15 protein-coding genes and 4 tRNA genes are annotated in these 17,061 nt (G+C 60.3%); 10 read left to right on the top strand and 9 right to left on the bottom strand.

Features of this window, described 5'->3' with window-relative positions; translation table 11 throughout:
• Positions 1 to 73: 73 nt before the first annotated feature.
• Positions 74 to 481 carry a PA2817 family protein gene (locus A7D21_RS10130; RefSeq protein ID WP_053255276.1) on the top strand — a complete coding sequence of 136 codons (408 nt, stop codon included), beginning with the start codon at positions 74 to 76 and terminating at the stop codon, positions 479 to 481.
• Between the two features lie 127 nt (positions 482 to 608).
• Here the strand turns inward: A7D21_RS10130 and A7D21_RS10125 are convergent, their stop codons facing one another.
• The gene (locus A7D21_RS10125; RefSeq protein ID WP_069551635.1) at positions 609 to 1,541 is read right to left on the bottom strand and encodes a LysR family transcriptional regulator; all 933 of its coding nucleotides are present in this window, start codon (positions 1,539 to 1,541) and stop codon (positions 609 to 611) included.
• A gap of 89 nt (positions 1,542 to 1,630) precedes the next feature.
• Here A7D21_RS10125 and A7D21_RS10120 point away from each other — a divergent pair, with 89 nt between their 5' ends.
• Positions 1,631 to 2,257, top strand: a complete 627-nt coding sequence (locus tag A7D21_RS10120; RefSeq protein ID WP_069551634.1) for a hypothetical protein — start codon at positions 1,631 to 1,633, stop codon at positions 2,255 to 2,257.
• A gap of 36 nt (positions 2,258 to 2,293) precedes the next feature.
• Here the strand turns inward: A7D21_RS10120 and A7D21_RS10115 are convergent, their stop codons facing one another.
• The 3 genes from A7D21_RS10115 to A7D21_RS10105 form a co-directional block, all read right to left on the bottom strand.
• The gene (locus A7D21_RS10115) at positions 2,294 to 3,613 is read right to left on the bottom strand and encodes an MATE family efflux transporter (protein ID WP_218188677.1); all 1,320 of its coding nucleotides are present in this window, start codon (positions 3,611 to 3,613) and stop codon (positions 2,294 to 2,296) included.
• A 104-nt stretch (positions 3,614 to 3,717) separates the two neighbouring features.
• Entirely contained in the window at positions 3,718 to 5,292 is a 1,575-nt protein-coding gene (locus A7D21_RS10110; protein WP_069551633.1) for an alkaline phosphatase, read from the bottom strand.
• Positions 5,289 to 5,843 (bottom strand): GNAT family N-acetyltransferase, encoded by a 555-nt coding sequence (locus A7D21_RS10105; RefSeq protein WP_053255271.1) that lies wholly within the window; start codon positions 5,841 to 5,843, stop codon positions 5,289 to 5,291. The genes A7D21_RS10110 and A7D21_RS10105 overlap by 4 nt, the downstream gene beginning before the upstream one ends.
• Before the next feature lie 190 nt (positions 5,844 to 6,033).
• On the opposite strand from A7D21_RS10105, the gene A7D21_RS10100 reads away from it, so the two are divergent.
• From A7D21_RS10100 to A7D21_RS10075, 6 genes are all read left to right on the top strand, one after another.
• Positions 6,034 to 6,441, top strand: a complete 408-nt coding sequence (locus A7D21_RS10100) for a biopolymer transporter ExbD (protein WP_053255270.1) — start codon at positions 6,034 to 6,036, stop codon at positions 6,439 to 6,441.
• Between the two features lie 2 nt (positions 6,442 to 6,443).
• Positions 6,444 to 7,184: an energy transducer TonB gene (locus tag A7D21_RS10095; protein ID WP_069551632.1), complete on the top strand. Its 741-nt coding sequence runs from the start codon at positions 6,444 to 6,446 to the stop codon at positions 7,182 to 7,184.
• 24 nt (positions 7,185 to 7,208) lie between these two features.
• Complete coding sequence (locus tag A7D21_RS10090; protein ID WP_053255268.1) at positions 7,209 to 9,491, top strand: TonB-dependent receptor; 2,283 nt, start codon at positions 7,209 to 7,211, stop codon at positions 9,489 to 9,491.
• A gap of 25 nt (positions 9,492 to 9,516) precedes the next feature.
• A complete protein-coding gene (locus A7D21_RS10085) occupies positions 9,517 to 10,164 on the top strand; it encodes a MotA/TolQ/ExbB proton channel family protein (RefSeq protein ID WP_053255267.1) in 648 nt (215 codons plus the stop codon).
• A 55-nt stretch (positions 10,165 to 10,219) separates the two neighbouring features.
• Positions 10,220 to 11,437, top strand: a complete 1,218-nt coding sequence (locus tag A7D21_RS10080; protein WP_053255266.1) for a phospholipase D-like domain-containing protein — start codon at positions 10,220 to 10,222, stop codon at positions 11,435 to 11,437.
• A 270-nt stretch (positions 11,438 to 11,707) separates the two neighbouring features.
• Entirely contained in the window at positions 11,708 to 13,447 is a 1,740-nt protein-coding gene (locus A7D21_RS10075) for a dipeptidase (protein ID WP_053255265.1), read from the top strand.
• 257 nt (positions 13,448 to 13,704) lie between these two features.
• Here the strand turns inward: A7D21_RS10075 and A7D21_RS10070 are convergent.
• The 4 genes from A7D21_RS10070 to A7D21_RS10055 all read right to left on the bottom strand — a co-directional run bounded on the left by A7D21_RS10070 (position 13,705) and on the right by A7D21_RS10055 (position 14,119).
• Positions 13,705 to 13,780 (bottom strand) — tRNA-Gly (locus tag A7D21_RS10070).
• 3 nt (positions 13,781 to 13,783) lie between these two features.
• Positions 13,784 to 13,859 (bottom strand) — tRNA-Glu (locus A7D21_RS10065).
• 105 nt (positions 13,860 to 13,964) lie between these two features.
• Positions 13,965 to 14,040, bottom strand: a tRNA-Gly gene (locus tag A7D21_RS10060).
• A gap of 3 nt (positions 14,041 to 14,043) precedes the next feature.
• A tRNA-Glu gene (locus A7D21_RS10055) sits at positions 14,044 to 14,119 on the bottom strand.
• A 357-nt stretch (positions 14,120 to 14,476) separates the two neighbouring features.
• Here A7D21_RS10055 and A7D21_RS10050 point away from each other — a divergent pair.
• Together A7D21_RS10050 and A7D21_RS10045 are read left to right on the top strand one after the other, a co-directional pair.
• Positions 14,477 to 15,247, top strand: coding sequence for a hypothetical protein (locus A7D21_RS10050; protein WP_053255264.1), 771 nt, complete (start codon positions 14,477 to 14,479; stop codon positions 15,245 to 15,247).
• Positions 15,248 to 15,363: 116 nt separating this feature from the next.
• Positions 15,364 to 16,176, top strand: a complete 813-nt coding sequence (locus A7D21_RS10045; RefSeq protein ID WP_069551631.1) for an alpha/beta fold hydrolase — start codon at positions 15,364 to 15,366, stop codon at positions 16,174 to 16,176.
• 39 nt (positions 16,177 to 16,215) lie between these two features.
• Here the strand turns inward: A7D21_RS10045 and A7D21_RS36605 are convergent, their stop codons facing one another.
• Positions 16,216 to 17,058, bottom strand: a complete 843-nt coding sequence (locus tag A7D21_RS36605; RefSeq protein WP_371850839.1) for a methyl-accepting chemotaxis protein — start codon at positions 17,056 to 17,058, stop codon at positions 16,216 to 16,218.
• Positions 17,059 to 17,061 lie beyond the last annotated feature (3 nt).

Here is a 17,061-nt window from a genome sequence, read left to right as displayed (position 1 = left end):
CCAGCGGTCATATAAAAACGGGCGCGAGAGGCATATACTCTCGCGCCCGTTTTTGCTTTAGAGGACTTATCTCGTGTCCAACGTCGTTGCCGATCATCTCGTCTTGCTCGACCACCTGCGCAGCATCCTGGTTGCCGTCGGCGAAGCCGAACAGGTGCCCGAGGAAAGCCACACCTTGTTCCTGGAGCGTTTCGACGAGTTGCGTGCCCTGCTGCCGATCGATCCGATTGAAAGCCAATACCTGGGCCAGGACCTGATGAGCCAGGTCATCTTGCGCTACCCGCAAATTGCCCACCTGGTGCCACGCGACCTGCTGTGGTTCTTCGGCGGCGACTGCCTGCACTTCATGCCGGACGAAGAACTGGACCTGTACCAGGCCCTGGAAGAGCGCCGCTTTGAAGCCGAACAGAACGACGAACCGTTCGACTGGAACCAGGAAAAGCAGCTGCTGGCGATGCCGCAAGACCAGAGCACCCACTGATCTCGGCTAAAACGCTGTTTTTCTGTGGAAGCTGGCTTGCCTGCGATGCAGGCGACTCGGTCGGTCATTCAAACCGAGGCGATGTCATCGCAGGCAAGCCAGCTCCCACACAAGCCAGCACCCAGCACTAACGTCGGCGCAATGTCGGCTCACGCGCCATGCACGCCACCAGGTAATCAATGAACACCCGCAGCTTCGGCGGCAGATAGCGCGTGGGCGAGTGCAGCAACCACGCCTCGCCATGGTAGGACGCAATAAAATCCCACTCCGGTAATACCTGCACCAAACGCCCCTCCTCCAACGCATGGCGCGCGGTGAAATACGGCAAACTGCCAATCCCCACATGCTGCAACACCGCATCCAGCCGCACCCCGGTGTGGTTCGCCGCATACCGCCCACGCACGCCGACCGTCACCGCCTTGCCCGCCTGGCGGAATTTCCAGCGAGCATCGCCCGGAGTTTCGCCGAGGTAGATGCAACTATGCTTCAGCAAGTCATGGGGATGGCCTGGCGTGCCATGCTCGGCCAGGTACTGCGGCGTCGCACACAGCAAGTGTTCAATGGGCAATAACTGGCGGCCGACCAATCCGGGCGGAGGGCTATCGGTGATGCGGATGCTCAGGTCGACATTGTCGTCGATCAGGTCCACATGCCGATCCTCAAGGATCAGTTGCACATCGACCTTGGGATAGCGCCGCAAGAACTCCGGCATATGCGGGTGCACCACGAACCGCCCGACGGCCTTGGGCACGCTGACCCGCACCAGGCCCTCGGCTTCATGGGTGAACTGGCCGCTGACTTCCATCACCGAACGCGCCGCGTTGACCATCTCCTGGCAGCGCTTGAACACCTCTTCACCCCCCTCGCTCAAGCGTAACTTGCGCGTGGTGCGTTGCAGCAACCGTGTGGCAAGGGCGTGCTCCAGGCGCGAGATACTGCGGCTTACCGCCGAGGGTGAAACGCTCAGTTGCCGGGCGGCTTCGGAAAAACTGCCGGTTTCCACCACTTTGACGAAAATCGCCATTTCACCCAGCAGCGGCAAAGGTAGATTGATGCTCATGACGCACAGGTCCATTGATAATTGAACGGATTATCACCCACTTGCGCACTATTTATACTGCCCGTAGAACCCTGATGCGGATGTAAATAATGACCGAGCGCCTGTTTTTTACCCACGACCACCTGACGGCCGAGCTGGAAGTGCTCAGTTGTACACCCCACGAAGACCAGTTTGCCGTCGTCCTGCAGTCGACGATTTTCCACCCGCAGGGCGGCGGGCAACCGTTCGACACCGGCTGGCTCGGTGACAGCCAGGTCGTGCGCGTTACCCAAGAAGTCGACCGCGTGGTGCACTACGTCGACCAACCGGCGCAGCCCGGCCCGATCACCGCACGGGTCGATGCACAACGCCGCGCCCTGTACACGCGTCTGCACTCCGCCGGGCATCTGATTGGCAATGCCGGTGAACGCCTGGGCTGGATGCCGATCAAGGCTCATCACTGGCCGGGCGAATGCAAAATCACCTTTATTCGCGGGCAAGCGGCGCAGGCCATAGACGCCGAGACGCTGCAAGCGCAAATCAACCAATGGATCGCCGCCGACTACCCGCGCTATACCGCCTTGGACGACGGCAGCCGCGAAGTCGGCTTCGGCGACCTGCCGGCCTACGCCTGTGGCGGCACCCATGTGCAAACATTGAGCGAGCTGGGCCAGGTGACGATCCTCGCCCTGTCGGAGAAAAAAGGCGCGCTGTCGGTGCGTTACAGTCTCGACTGAGAAGGGGAAACAGCCTTCGTCAGGAGACGAGGGCTGTTATGAAAGCGCCAACCCATCAACACCATCGCGATACCCAGCGCGGTGATCAGGCCCACCCACATCCCTTGCGACCCCCAACCAAGCCCCAACCCCAGCCAGGCCCCCAGGGGCATGCCGATTCCCCAGTAGGAAAACACCGCGATCATCATCGGGACACGGGTATCCTGCAGCCCTCGCAACGCCCCGGACGCGAGCATTTGCAAGCCATCCGGCAATTGCAACAGCGCGGCATACAGCACCGCTCGAAGCCAATGCGATGACCGCAGCATCACGGGTGTACAACTGCGCGATCTCGGCATGGGCAAACAACAATACCGCTGCCGAGAACAACTGAGTGACGCAGACAATGCCGTAACCTGCCATCGTCGCGCGGCGGATACCCGTGCAGTCACCCCGCCCAAGCGCGTGCCCTACCCGCACCGTGGTCGCTTCGGCCACCGCCACCGGCACCATGAAACAGACCTGCGCCACATTGACTGCAATCTGGTGCGCAGCAAGCGGTATGGCACCCAATTGGCCGATCAACAATGAGCTGGCAATGAATAAACCGCCTTGCATCAGAATCGCGACACCTATCGGCATCCCAATACCCAGCAAGCGTTGAAGCTGCGCAAGGTCTGGCCAGTCAAAACGCTGAAACAGGCGCAGATGCGCAAACCGTGGGGTGCGCCACAAGTAGAGCGCGAAGAGGATCGCTTGCAGCCACATCAGGGTGGCCGAGGCAATTCCCAACCCCTGCGCGCCCAGCTCCGGAAGCCCCCACTGACCATGGGTCAACCCGTACCCCAAGGGTGCCAGCACGCACAACCCGCCAAAACCGAACACCATGGTCGGGCGCATCCAGCGCATGCCTTCGCTCAAATAGCGCATGCAAAAAAACACCGTCAGCGCCGGGCTACCCCAGCGCACGGCGGCCAGGAACGCTTGCGTCTGCGGAATGACTTCAGCGGCGATACCGGCGGCTTCAAGCCCAAGCGGCACCAGGCTGAGGAACAGGAACATCAACCCGCCCATTCCCACGGCAAGCCACACTGCCTGGCGAAACACGGCGCCTATTTCAGACTCGCGCCCCGCACCGGACAACGTTGCCACCTGGGCCGTCAACGCGATCAGCGTGCCGATCGGAATCAGCATCGGCAACCACATCAGCGCTGTCCCCAACGTCACGGCTGCGAGGGTGACGGTGCCGTGATGGCCGGCAATCACGTTGTCGACCAAGGCAATCAGCCCCACCGAAACATGCCCCACCAACAACGGCAGCACCAACCTGCCAGTGCTGCTCACTTCCTGAAAATACGCACGACGATAGGCTGACATAAAAGCCGGACTTCCTTGCAGAGTCTTGAGAGGCGAGCATTTATCAATACGCCCCTAGCACCCGGCAAGTCAGACGCTTCCGGTTCTACACGTTGAAATATCCGCTAGAGAGCCATCGCCCCCGGCCGACCCGGTTCCACCGCAAACGACTTGAGCGTCGACACGGTGGCCTGTGGATCACGCGGGTCGGTAATCACCCGGAAGTGGGTGAGCATCCTCGCAGCTGCAAGCTCCACCGACACATAGCCGCGCTGGCGACTGTCGAAAAACTTCACATGCGGGTTGAGCGGCAGGATCTGGCTGAACGCCTCAAAGGGCGGGCCATCGGAGGTCACTGAGCTGCCGACGAACTCGGTGGCGACAATGCGCGAGTCCGGGTTGTTGGCGTCGGCATGCAGGTCGTTAGTCCAGAACGAATGGATATCACCGCCCCAGAACACCGGGTTCTTCACCTGATGACGCTCGATGGACGCCAACATGCGTGAGCGGTTCGCCATGTAGCCGTCCCAGCCGTCTGTCCAGCGGCCCACCTTGTGGCGGGTCAAATCGCGCTGGGTCAGTGGCGCGACCAGCAAGTCCTGAGCGATCACATTCCACTGCGCCTTCGACTGCGCAAACCCCTGGTCAAGCCAGGCTTCCTGCTGCCAGCCGAGCATCGTGCGACGGGGGTCGCGCAGGTCGGCGCAGGTGTTGGCAGCAATATGCCCTTGGTGACTGCCATTGGCCTGGATACAGGGTTGTTCGGAGCGGTACTGTCGGCCATCCAACACATGGAAACGCGCCAGCCGGCCGTAGTCCAGGCGTCGGTAAACGCGCATGTCCGGACCTTTGGGCATGCTGCTGGCGCGCAGCGGCATGTGTTCGTAAAAGGCCTGGTACGCGGCGGCGCGTTGTTGGAGAAATTGGCCTACCGGAATCTTCGGGTCCTGGGACCAACGGTTGGCGTAGTCATTCTGCACCTCGTGGTCATCCCAGGTCACCATGCTCGGTGCTGCGGCATGCAGGGCTTGCAAGTCCGGGTCGGTTTTGTACAGCGCATAACGGTTGCGGTAGTCGCGCAAGCTCACGGCATTGCCGCTGCCATGGGGGCGAATGATCTTGCCCGAGTCCGCGGCATAGGAACTGTCGTAGATGTAGTCGCCAAGGAAGAACACCAGGTCGGGTTGCTCCGCTGCCAGGTGACGATAGGCACTGAAGTAACCCCGCTCCCAATGTGAGCAGGAGACAAACCCCAGCCGTGCCGACGCCATGGCCTGCGGCGGCGGCGTCGTGCGTGCCAGGCCCACCGCGCTCTGTGCGCCAAGGCCGTCAAACTGGTACCAATACGGCCGGCCCGCCTCCAGCCCCGCCACCTCGACATGCACCGAATGGGCGAAACGTTCGGTTGCCATGACCTCACCCTGTTTGACGATGCGCTGCATCGCCGCATCGCTGGCCACCCGCCAGCGCACTGGCACGGCGCGGTTCAAGCCGCCCCGCCCGTCCGCGGCGTTAAACAACGGCGCCAGGCGCGTCCAGATCACAAAGCCATCGGGCAGCGGGTCACCGGATGCGACGCCGAGGGTAAACGGATAATCAACCCCGGCACTGCGCGCAAAGGGGCTGAGAATCGAAAACGCGGTGGCGACTGCAAGACCACTGAGGACCCGCCGCCGATCATGGTCCACTGCGCCACTCACAGGCGGCGCTCCCAGTCGTCACGCACGGTGGCGAAGCCGAGCAAGTCCTCATACACCCCATTTTTCAGAAACGCTTGGCGCATACAGCCCTCGTAACGCAGGCCGATTTTCTCCATGACCCGCGCCGATTCCTTATTGCGCCCAAAACACTGGCTGCCCACCCGCTGCAACCCCAGTTCGGTAAAGCCGAAAGCCATCACTGCGCTCGCCGCTTCAGCCGCGTAACCCTGGTTGCGACAGTGCGCCGCGACCCAGCCACCGAGATGGCCATAGTGATGACGCAGGTTAAGCCGCAGGCTGACGATGCCGATCAACGCAGCAGTTTCAGGCAGGTGCATACCCAAGTTCAACAACTCCCCCGCGCGGTATTTTTCGGCGTTTCCGGCAATAAACCCCTGCGCCGTTTCCAGGGTGTAGGGCGACGGAATATTCGCCGTGTTGTCGGCGATTTTCGGCCCGTTGGCGAGGTGGAACAGTGTTTCGGCCTGGTCCATTTCCAGCGCCCGCAAGAGTAGCCGCGCGGTGGATAGATGAGGCAATGCAGTCGACATACGCGCGGGCTCTCGAGATAAATTCCTCAAGAATGTACGCCCTGCGTGTCAGTTTCATTACGTCATAAAACCGCAAACTGAAACGCCTGTAAGACGTGTCCTAGAGCCTTTAAAACGTAAATTAAAGTTAACCATTCGGTCATTTTTGACTGTTAGCGTGTCGCCCCTAATTCAATGACGGGGTAACAGAATGAGAACCTGGGATGAACCCAAAAAACGCAAGGCGCACATTGAGTTGATCCCAATGATCGACGTGATGATGTTCCTCCTGGTGTTTTTCGTACTGGTAAGCCTGAACGTGATTCCAGCACTCGGCATGAAGACTCAATTGCCCAGCGCGAGCAGCTCACAACAACTCAAGCCACAGAACAAATTCATCCTGACCCTGGGCCTGGGAGGCCAGTTGCAGCTCGACGGCAAGGACCTCGCGGTTGACGCGCTGGTGCCAGCACTGAAGGCCGCAGAAAAGCCTGACACCAAATCGACAATCATCGTCAACAGCGACAAAGGTGTGGAGGTTTCGCGCCTGGTGGAAGTCATGGACACCCTGCGCCTGGGTGGCTTTACCTCCGTGTCCATCGCCACGCGTAAGTCCTGATCATGTATGCACTGTTTCGTACGCGTCGGCTGCTGGGCAGTGTCCCGGCCCTGATCGCCCTGGTGCTGATTGCACTGGGTATCCAGTCCCAACCCTTGAAAATCCAGCCGCAGTACGACGAGTCGGCGGTTGAACTGGCCTTGGTCGAGCCCGAGCCCGAGGTGGTTCCCGAACCCGTGGTGGAGCAAGAGCCGCCACCGCCGGTCATCGAGGATGAAGAGGCCGAACCGGCCCCGCCACCGCCGCCGCCCAAGCCATTGCCAAAACCTGAACCCAAGCCCAAGCCCAAGCCGGTCCCCAAGCCCAAGCCCGTCGTTGCTGCCAAGCCGACACCCACGCCGACGCCGGCACCTGCGGTCGCGGCAAAACCGGTACCGGCTGCTGTGGCACCAACGCCTGCCCCGCCCGCCCCGCCGGCACCGCCCAAAGTGGATGGCCAGGCGTTGGAAGGCGGCTACCTCAAGGGGCTGCGCAACGAGCTGGACACTTACAAGCAATACCCCACCGGGCGCCAGGCGTCCCTCGAACGCCCCAGTGGCGAGGTGGTGGTCTGGTTGATGGTGGATCGACAAGGCCGCGTCCTCGACGCCGGGATTCAGACCCCGGCGCCCAGCATGCTGCTCAATCGGGCCGCTACCAATAGCCTGCGCCGCATCAAGCAGGTCAAGCCGTTCCCCGAACAAGCCTTCGGTGGACGTAACGAGCAACGCTTCACCGCCACCTTCAACTACAGCGTGCAATAAGCACCCGACACCAGGACGACAGTGATGAGGTTCACCCGCATTCATCTGGCACTCGTTGCCGCTACGAGCATGACCCACGGAGTGGTCATGGCAGAGACCAGCGACAGTGACGTCGGCACGATTGGCGTACAGGGCAAGGCAACCGCTGGGGGCGGTTACATGGTCCAGGAAGAGAGTGCCAAAGGCCGCTCGACCATTACCAAGGAAGCGTTGGATAAGCAGGCCGCCACCGGCAACGCCATCGACAAGCTCAAGTACACGCCGGGGCTGAACATCTCCAGCGAGGACAACACCGGCCTTTCGGGCTTTCGCTTCACCATGCGCGGGATGAACTCCGACCAGGTGGGTATGTCGGTCGATGGCATGCCGATCAACGACTCCGGCAACTACGCGCTGTATTCCAACCTGCTGGGCGACCCGGAAAACATCGATCAGATTTTTGTCACCCAGGGCTCATCGGAAGCCGACGGCCCGCACATCGGTTCCAGCGGCGGCAACATCGGCATTGTGACGACTCGTCCAACCAAGGAAACCGGAGCCTTCGTTAAACAGGTGGTGGGCAGCAACGCCACCCGCAAGACATTTGCCCGACTTAACACCGGTGAAGTCAACGGCTTGAGCAACTGGCTGTCGGCCTCCCATACCGAAGGCCAGATGTGGCGCGGCTCGGGTGCGGTGCGCGCCGACAAGGTGGAGTGGAACAGCTTCTTCGACGCCGGCAACGGCAATACGGCCAACCTGATCCTCAAGTACCACGAGCAAGATAACAACAGTTACAGCCAACTGACCAAGGCGCAGTTCCAGCAATTCGGCCGCAAATACGACCCGTACCCGGCAACGCCGGCAGTGGGCTCCAACGGCAAGATCAGCAGCTACTACGACCTGGCGCAGAACCCGTTCCAAACCTTTACCGCCGTGCTCAACACCCAGTACAAGCTGCGCGACAACCTGTCCCTCTCGGTGATCCCGTATTACTACTACGGTAACGGCAGCGGCGTAGGCTCCTCCGCGTATGCGCTGAACAGCGGCTCGAACAAGGGTGGGGTTTTCGACCTCGGCAACCTGCCGACGGCGGCCCAATATAACGCCGACGGCTCCGCCACCACGGGCGTCTACTACCGCCCTTCGCGCACCCAGACCTGGCGCCCGGGCATCACCACCAAACTGAACTGGGACCTGGGCGACCACAGCCTGCAATTCGGCTACTGGTACGAGCGCGCGCGCCAAAGCCAGACCCAACCGTTCATTGCCCTCAAAAACAGCGGCAAACCAAGCGACACCTGGCCGGACGGCAGTTCCGTGGTCGATGCGAACGGCAACACCGTACAGGGTCGCGACCGCTACACCGTGACGCCTGCGCAAAAAGTCTGGACCCAGGACACCTGGTACATCAACTCGGACTGGACGCTGATCGCCGGCATCGCCTACATGAACGTCGAACGTGAAGGCACCAACCACGGCAGCCTCACCGAACAACCGGGCAAAGCCAACCAGACCTACAACAAATTGCTGCCCAACGCCGGCCTGAAATACCAGCTCGACGAGCGTGACCAGTTATTCTACAGCCTGTCGCGCAATATGCGTATTCCGCAGAACTACGTACTGTACGACAAAGGCGTGGGCTCCCTGGACTCCAAGCCGGAACTGAGCTGGAACCAGGAACTGGGCTGGCGCTACACCGGCGAAGACACGACCCTCGCCGCCACCTTGTTCTACATGCAGTTCAAAAATCGCCAGCTCACCTCCCTGGACAGCAACGGGGATTCCGCTGACATCAACGCCGGCACCGTGATCAACAAAGGCCTGGAACTGGAGTGGAGCGGCAAACTGCCCAACCATTTCAACTACTACACCTCCTACACCTACACCAGCTCCAAGCAGCAGGATGACTTGACCGTCTTCAGCGCCGGCAAACCGATCGTGCTGCCCACCAGCGGCAAGCAATTCGCCAACGTGCCGACCAACATGCTGGCGGCCAACCTCGGCTATGACGATGGGCGCTTCTACGGCACGTTCGGTGGCAAGTTCACCAGCAAGCTCTATGGCGACCTGACCAATGACGAAGCCATCTCCGCGCGCACCGTTTTCAACCTCGGCGCCGGTATCTACCTGCCGGTCGACAAGAAAGTGGTCAAGGACGCAACCCTGCGCCTGAACGTCGACAACCTGTTCGACAAGAAGTACCTGGACGGCGTGTACACCACCAAGACCAACTCGGCGAGCTACAGCGGTTTCCGCGATGGCGACCCGGCGTACATCGTTGGCCTGGACCGTACCGTCACGGTTTCGCTGGAAGCGAATTTCTGATTAACCACCTGAGAGGAAAACACTCATGGACATGGACCTGCTTCACCAAATCACCTTTTATGTGATGTATGCCGCGATGGCGATTGCGATCTTTATCACCATCGAACGTGGCATTTACTTCGCCTACGTACGCCGCCAGGCGCGGGCCTTGACCGACGTGCTGGGCGCCAACGTGCACAGCGAGCGCGACCTGCCGCAAGCGCTGACCCGCCGTGACAGCCTGCCGCTGAACATGGTGCTGCCGATCCTGGCACAGAAGGCGTCCCATGGTTCGCGCAAAGACCTGGATGACGAAATCGAAACCCAGTACCTGAAGACCCGCGCACCGCTGTCGCGCAGCCTGTGGATCATCGAAACCATCACCACCGCCGCGCCGTTGCTGGGCCTGTTGGGCACCATCCTTGGCATCATCGACACCTTCAAGGCGCTGGCCAGTGCCGGCGTGTCCGACCCAGGCCAGATTTCCGGTGGCATCGGCACGGCCTTGTTCGCCACGGGTTTGGGTATCGCCATCGCACTGTTCTGCGTGGTGTTCCACAACTTCTTCCAGGACAGCCTGGAGCGCATCAACGATCAGCTGAAAATCCTGCTGATCCGCGCCGCCACCGGGGCCCGTGTACAGGGTGAAGTGCCGCACCTGGTGCCGACCCCGTTGCACACCCGCACTGCATGACCTGCTGGGCGGGCGCAGCAGGCGCCCGCCCTTCTTTTTGCCTGTCGAGACACCTATGTCCCTATCGATGAAGTTGCGTATCGCAGGCCTCGCCGGCCTATTCCTCAGTCCGCTTGCCCAAGCGGACTTTTCGATTCCAGGGTTTGAACTGGTGCACACCGTACCGGTGGACACCGCGTTGGGCACCGCCGATTTGCGCCAGCCTGGCCCGGTGTGGATCGAGTTGTTTGACGGTGCGAAAAGCACCCTTGATATCGCCCAGTTCTACGCGGCCGACCATCCCGGCTCAGTGATGGACAAGGTCATCGAACACCTGGAAGCTGCCGGCAAACGCGGGGTGAAAATTCGCTTCTTGCTCGAAGAAAAAGGCATTCGGCTGTCGGAAGCCTCCACCCTGGAACGCTTGCGGGCGATCCCCAACCTGACCTTCCGCGTGCTGTCGTACGCGCAACTGAGCGGTGGGATCATCCACGCCAAATACATGGTGGTGGATGGCAAGCAGGCGTTTGTCGGCAGCCAGAATTTCGATTGGCGTTCGCTGGAACATATCCACGAGACCGGGCTGCGCATCAGCGATGCCAGCGTGGTCAGCCAGGTTCAGGCGATCTTCAACCAGGACTGGCAAGCCCAGGCCGCCCTTGCGGATAAACAACCGGTGCCACTGCCTGCCGCAAGCCAGGCACCGGCGCGCACCGGCAACTACCTGGTGGCCAGCCCGCAACGCTACAACCCGCCGGGCGTGGGCGACTCACAGCTGGAACTGCCGCGCCTGCTCAGCGAAGCCAAGCACGAAGTGCGTGTGCAATTGCTCGACTACGCGCCACTGTCCTACGGACCGGACAGGACCCGTCCGTACTACGCGGTGATCGACAACGCCGTGCGTGCTGCGGCAGCGCGTGGGGTGTCGATCAAGCTGATGGTGTCCAACTGGAACACCGACACGTTGGAGCTGCCCTACCTCAAAAGCCTGGCCGTGCTGCCCAACGTAGAGATCAAAATCGTCACCCTGCCCGAGGCCAGGCAAGGGTTTATTCCTTATGCGCGGGTGATCCACAGCAAGACGATGGCGATCGACGGGCAAGTCGCCTGGGTCGGCACCAGCAACTGGCTGGGTGGGTATCTGGATAACTCGCGCAACCTGGAAGTGGTGATGCACGACCCGGCGATGGCCAAGCGTGTCGCAGAGCTGCATGAACAGTTGTGGGACGGGCCCTATGCCAAGCCTTTGGACGTAGCGGCGCAGTATCCCGAGCCTCATCCTGGCAAACCCTGATGTGAAACGTGCTTCAACCCCCGCCCCCCTGGGGGCGCGGGCTTGCCCGTGATAGCGATGCACCCGTCAACGCCGGCTTCGACTGACACACCGCCTTCGCGAGCACGCCCGCGCGCACATTTGGATCTGTATATAGTTGGCATTTAAGTACGACATTTCCCACGCCAAGGTCTCCCTCTCCCGTGCTTGGTGATGGTAGTGTGTGGAAATGTTTCTGACAGTTTGATCAGAAACACCTTACTTACTACCTGCAAAGGAATGCCTCCAGCAATGCACTTTCCCCTTAAAAAACTGGTTGCCGCCACGCTGTTCGCCGCCAGCCTTTCGGCCGTCGCCACACCGGCTTCCGCCAACATCAGCGCCGAACAAAGCGCGGCGATCATCAAGCACTTCAACGAAACATCTGTCAGCGATTTTCGTGGTTTCCTCGGCACCCTGGCCAAGGGCGACCTGGCGAAAACCGATGACGTCGGGCCAGCCATCAATGCCTTCCTGGCCAATAAAACCCTGACCGCCGACCAGCAAAATGAAATCAACCGCCTGCTGGGTATTTATACGCGCGTGAAGTACGGCAAAGCCGCCCTCGAAACCCTGCGCGAGCTGGTGGAAATCCCGACCTTTAATGTCGACGGCCTGCCGCAGTACAAGAACCCGGAATTCCTCAAGATCGCCGACAAGATTCAGAGCCTGGCCAAGGCCTTCAACCTGAATTTCCGTAACATCGATAACCGCGTGTACGAAATCTCCCTGGAAGGCAGCGGCGATGAAGTGGTCGGCATTCACGCCCATGCTGATGTGGTACCGGTCACGCCGGAAAACTGGGTGCTCAAGGACGGCACCAAACTCGACCCGTTCAAGGTCACGCTGATCGGCGATCGCATGTATGGCCGTGGCACTGAGGATGACAAAAACGGCATCGTAGTGGCCATGTATGCCATGAAGGTCATCAAGGAAGAGAAGCTGCCGCTGGCGCGCAACTTCAAGCTGCTGGTGGACACCACCGAGGAAACCTCCGGCGACGCGATTCCTTACTACTTCGAACATAACCCGACGCCGCAATACAACCTGGCGCTGGACGGCGGCTACCCGGTGGTGATTGCCGAGAAAGGCTACGGTACGGTCATGGCGACGTTCCCGGTGCGCAAAGGTGAAGGCCACGGCGCGGAAATCATCGCGATGACCGGCGGCATGGCCACCAACCAGATTCCTTCGGTGTCGGTGGCCACCCTGGTCAGCGACACGCCCGCAGAACTTGCCGCCAGCCTGCAAAAAGCCGGCTCGGAATACGCCAAGCGCAATGGCGGCGACTTTGAGGTCAACGCCAAGGTCGATGGCAAGCAGGTCAAACTGACGGTCACCGGCGTGTCCGCTCACTCGTCTGAACCGCAATCGGGCGTCAACCCGGTCGCGCGCATGTTGGAACTGATCCACAGCATCGACGGCAAAATCGCTCTCAAGCACAACCACATCACCGACGCCGCACGTTACGCCGCTGACAACTGGGGCCTGGATTACCTGGGTGGCAAACTGGGCGTTGGCTTCTCCGATGCGTTCATGGGGCCGCTGACCACCTCGCTGACCTTTGTCGGTCTGGATGACAAAGCCTTCAAGCTGGCGGTGAACCTGCGCGTACCAAAGGGCAAATCCCCGGCAGTGCTCAAGGCAGAAATTGCCGACAAACTCAGCGCCTGGGACAAGCAAACCAACGTAGCCGTGAGCTTTACCTACTCGGTCGCCGAGCCAATGTACCGCAACCCTGAAGGGGAATGGGTGAAGGCCTTGTTGGCCGTGGCCAGCGAAAACCTGGGCATGGAACACACGTTCGGCACGTCGGCCGGCGCCACCTCCGTGCATGAACTGCCCAATGGCGTGCAATTCGGTCTGGCGCGGCCGGAGGTCAAATACACCGGGCATACTGACGGTGAATTCAAGACAGTCGACCAGTTCCTGCTGGACTTGCAGATTGTCACTGAAATGATGGGACGTGTCGGGCAATTGCCGAAGCTCTGACTGGCATAGCACCTGCTGTCGCCGTCATCACAACAACGCCGATCATCGCTGATCGGCGTTGTTGTTAAAGAGCCCTGCCAGTGAGCGCATTGCAGGCAGGGTTCAGCACTGCGATGCCACGATGCAGTGGTCAGCGTCGGGCGGGATCAATTCTTGATGCTCACCCAACCCTTGGGTGAAGCGAAGTAGGTGTGCGAGGATAAAATTCAGCACACACAAAAACGCCGATCATCACTGATCGGCGTTTTCGTTAAATATGGAGCGGGAAACGAGACTCGAACTCGCGACCCCGACCTTGGCAAGGTCGTGCTCTACCAACTGAGCTATTCCCGCAAATGGCGTCCCCTAGGGGACTCGAACCCCTGTTACCGCCGTGAAAGGGCGGTGTCCTAGGCCACTAGACGAAGGGGACACGCTACTGAAACACATGGTGTGTATTTCAGTGCCCAGAGGCCTCATCCGAAGACTTGGTCCTGGTTTCACTCAGTGCCGCCCGAAAGCCACACTGCTTGTAAATTGGAGCGGGAAACGAGACTCGAACTCGCGACCCCGACCTTGGCAAGGTCGTGCTCTACCAACTGAGCTATTCCCGCATATGGCGTCCCCTAGGGGACTCGAACCCCTGTTACCGCCGTGAAAGGGCGGTGTCCTAGGCCACTAGACGAAGGGGACACACGTACAACATTCACTCCCTACCGCGTTTCGCTGTGTGCTTTACGCTGTAAGTGGCGCGCATTCTATGGATGGATTGAAAGGTCGTCAACCCCCAAGGATAAATTTATTTAAATCAATGACTTCGCCCTGCTTTCCAGGGCTTTGCGGGCAATCTGCCCGTCCGGGCTTTGACGCCTATATTCTGGCGCCCGACAAGGCGCTATAGTTCGCCCCAGCAAATGATGGCAATGTGCATCTATACAGCGCGCCTTTGCCTATATAGAAGAAACTACCTGGCAACTGGTCGAACAGTCCTATCCGCCGGATGGTCCAGTCACTACACTCCACAGTAAACCCCATAAAGAGGTCACACCGGTGACACCACTCATGATCACCCTGCTGGTAGTAGCCGGGATCGCAATACTGATCGCCATTGGCTACATGAACCACGTGGTGGAAAACAACAAACTGGAAAAGAAACGCACCGAGATCGAACTCAACGACCGGCTGCGTCGTTGCGGTGAAATCACCGAGACCTTCCCCGGCCAGTTGATGACCCCGAAGCTCAAGCTGTTGCTGACCCGCCTGGAGCTCAACGTCAACCAGCGTCTGTTGAACCTCAATAAGTCCAGCGCGCCGCTTAAAGCGCGTATCACTGAGTTGAACGCGCTGATCGGCCAGGGCGAATCCATTCCGGTGACCAACCCGCCGGCGCCGATCCAGACCGAAGCCAAGGCCAAGGACGTGCGTTTCCTGTTGGAAGCCTTGCATGGTCAAGTCACTCGCGCCGCCCAGGACGGTTTCCTGCCGACCAACGAGGCGAAGTACTGGATCAAGGAAATTCGCCATATTCTTGTGCTGCTGCACATCGAGTTCTTCAACAACCTCGGCCAGCATGCCCTGCAACAAGGCCAGCCCGGCCAGGCACGCCTGGCGTTCGAGCGTGGCGTACAGTACTTGCGCAAACAGCCGGAGCCGGTGCTCTATAGCGCGCAGTTGCAATTGCTCGAGAGTCAACTGGCCCGCGCCAACTCTACGGTGCTGACCAACAGCGCGCCCGCCGAGGATGAAGTCAACGAGTTGACGGAAGGCCTGAAAGTAGTCGATGCCGACGCGGAGTGGAAAAAGAAAGCCATCTACGATTGATCGTCCTGCCTGGCATGTGGCGAGTTACTCGGCACATGCCATCACTTTGCACCTATCCCCCCGCCCCCGACTAGCGTAAAAAAGTGCCCCTCACTCCGTGAAGTTAGAGGCCTGCTATGCCTGTTGCCGTGATTGATGGACAACCGCTGCACTATGTCGACCAGGGCACCGGCCCCGTCGTCCTCCTTGGTTCGAGCTACCTGTGGGACCGCGACATGTGGGCACCGCAGATTGACGCCTTGTCGCAACAATACCGCGTCATCGTCCCCGAGTTGTGGGGCCACGGTGAGTCAGGCCCGCTACCGGCCCAGACCCACTCTCTGGATGACCTGGCGCGCCAGGCCCTGGCCCTGCTGGACCAACTGGACATTGCTCAGGTCAACCTGGTGGGCCTGTCGGTCGGTGGCATGTGGGGCGCACGCCTGGCATTGCGGGCACCTGAGCGCATCAACAGCCTGATACTGATGGACACCTACCTGGGCGCCGAGCCCGAGACCACGCGTCAGTATTATTTCTCGCTGTTCAAGATGATCGAAGACGCTGGCGCCATCCCCGAACCGTTGCTGGATGTGGTCGCACCGATCTTCTTCCGCCCGGGTATCGATCGTGAGTCGGCGCTGTATCAGGATTTCCGCAAGGCCCTGCAAGCGTTTTCCAAAGAACGCCTGCTGCAGAGCATCGTGCCCCTGGGGCGCCTGATCTTCAGCCGTGCCGACGTGCTGGATCAACTGCCACACCTGAACGCTGAGACGACCCTGGTGATGTGCGGCGAACAGGACAAGCCTCGGCCACCCGCCGAGTCCCAGGAAATGGCCGAGCTGATCGGTTGCAGCCTGATCCTGATTCCAGAGGCCGGGCATATCTGCGCTCGGGAAAACCCGGACTTCGTCAACGAAGCGCTGCTGACCTTCCTCGCCAACAACGCCTGATCGCCCTTGCGCCCTTTGATCGCGGCCAACACGGCACGATCAAAGGCGGAAGTGCCCCACCATGCCCTTGAGCTCAGCCCCCAACTGCGCGAGCTGAATGCTCGACGCGGCATTACCTTGCATGCTCAGCGCCGATTGATCGGCGCTCGCGCGAATACTGGTGACGCTGCGATTGATCTCCTCAGCCACCGAGCTTTGTTCTTCGGCCGCCGCTGCAATTTGCTGGTTCATTTGCTGAATCAATGACACCGCCACAGCGATGCTGCCCAACGCACTTTCGGTTTCCAGGGCATCACTGACCGCCAACTTGACCAATTCGCCACTCTGCTGGATCTGCTGCACCGATGACTGCGCCGCACTGCGCAAGGTGCTGACCAGCCGCTCGATCTCCTCGGTCGATTGCTGAGTACGCTTGGCCAGCGCCCTCACCTCATCAGCCACCACCGCAAAGCCGCGGCCTTGCTCGCCTGCGCGGGCGGCCTCGATGGCGGCGTTGAGCGCCAGCAGGTTGGTCTGCTCGGCCACGCTTTTGATCACGCCCAAGACGGTGCCGATGTGGTGGATTTCCGCACTCAGGCTCTCGATACTGGCGCTGGCACTGGTGCTCGACGTTGCCAGCAATTCAATGCGCTGCAGGCTCTGGCGCACCACCTGCTGACCGCTTTCAACCTTGTCATCGGCGGTCTGCGCGGCTTGCGCAGCCTCTTCGGCATTGCGCGCCACGTCATGCACCGTGGCTGTCATCTGGTTCATCGCCGTGGCGACCTGTTCGGTCTCTTCCTTCTGGCTGCTGACTTCAACATTGGTTTGTTCGGTGACGCTGGAGAGTGAATGCGCCGAGCTGGCCAATTGCTCGATCCCCGCCTGCAACCCGCTGACCATTTG

Source organism: Pseudomonas sp. AP19 (assembly GCF_001728855.1).
Taxonomy (GTDB): domain Bacteria; phylum Pseudomonadota; class Gammaproteobacteria; order Pseudomonadales; family Pseudomonadaceae; genus Aquipseudomonas; species Aquipseudomonas fluorescens.
The sequence above is the reverse complement of the archived record's forward strand: the minus strand, read 5'-3'. Positions and strand labels throughout refer to the sequence as shown.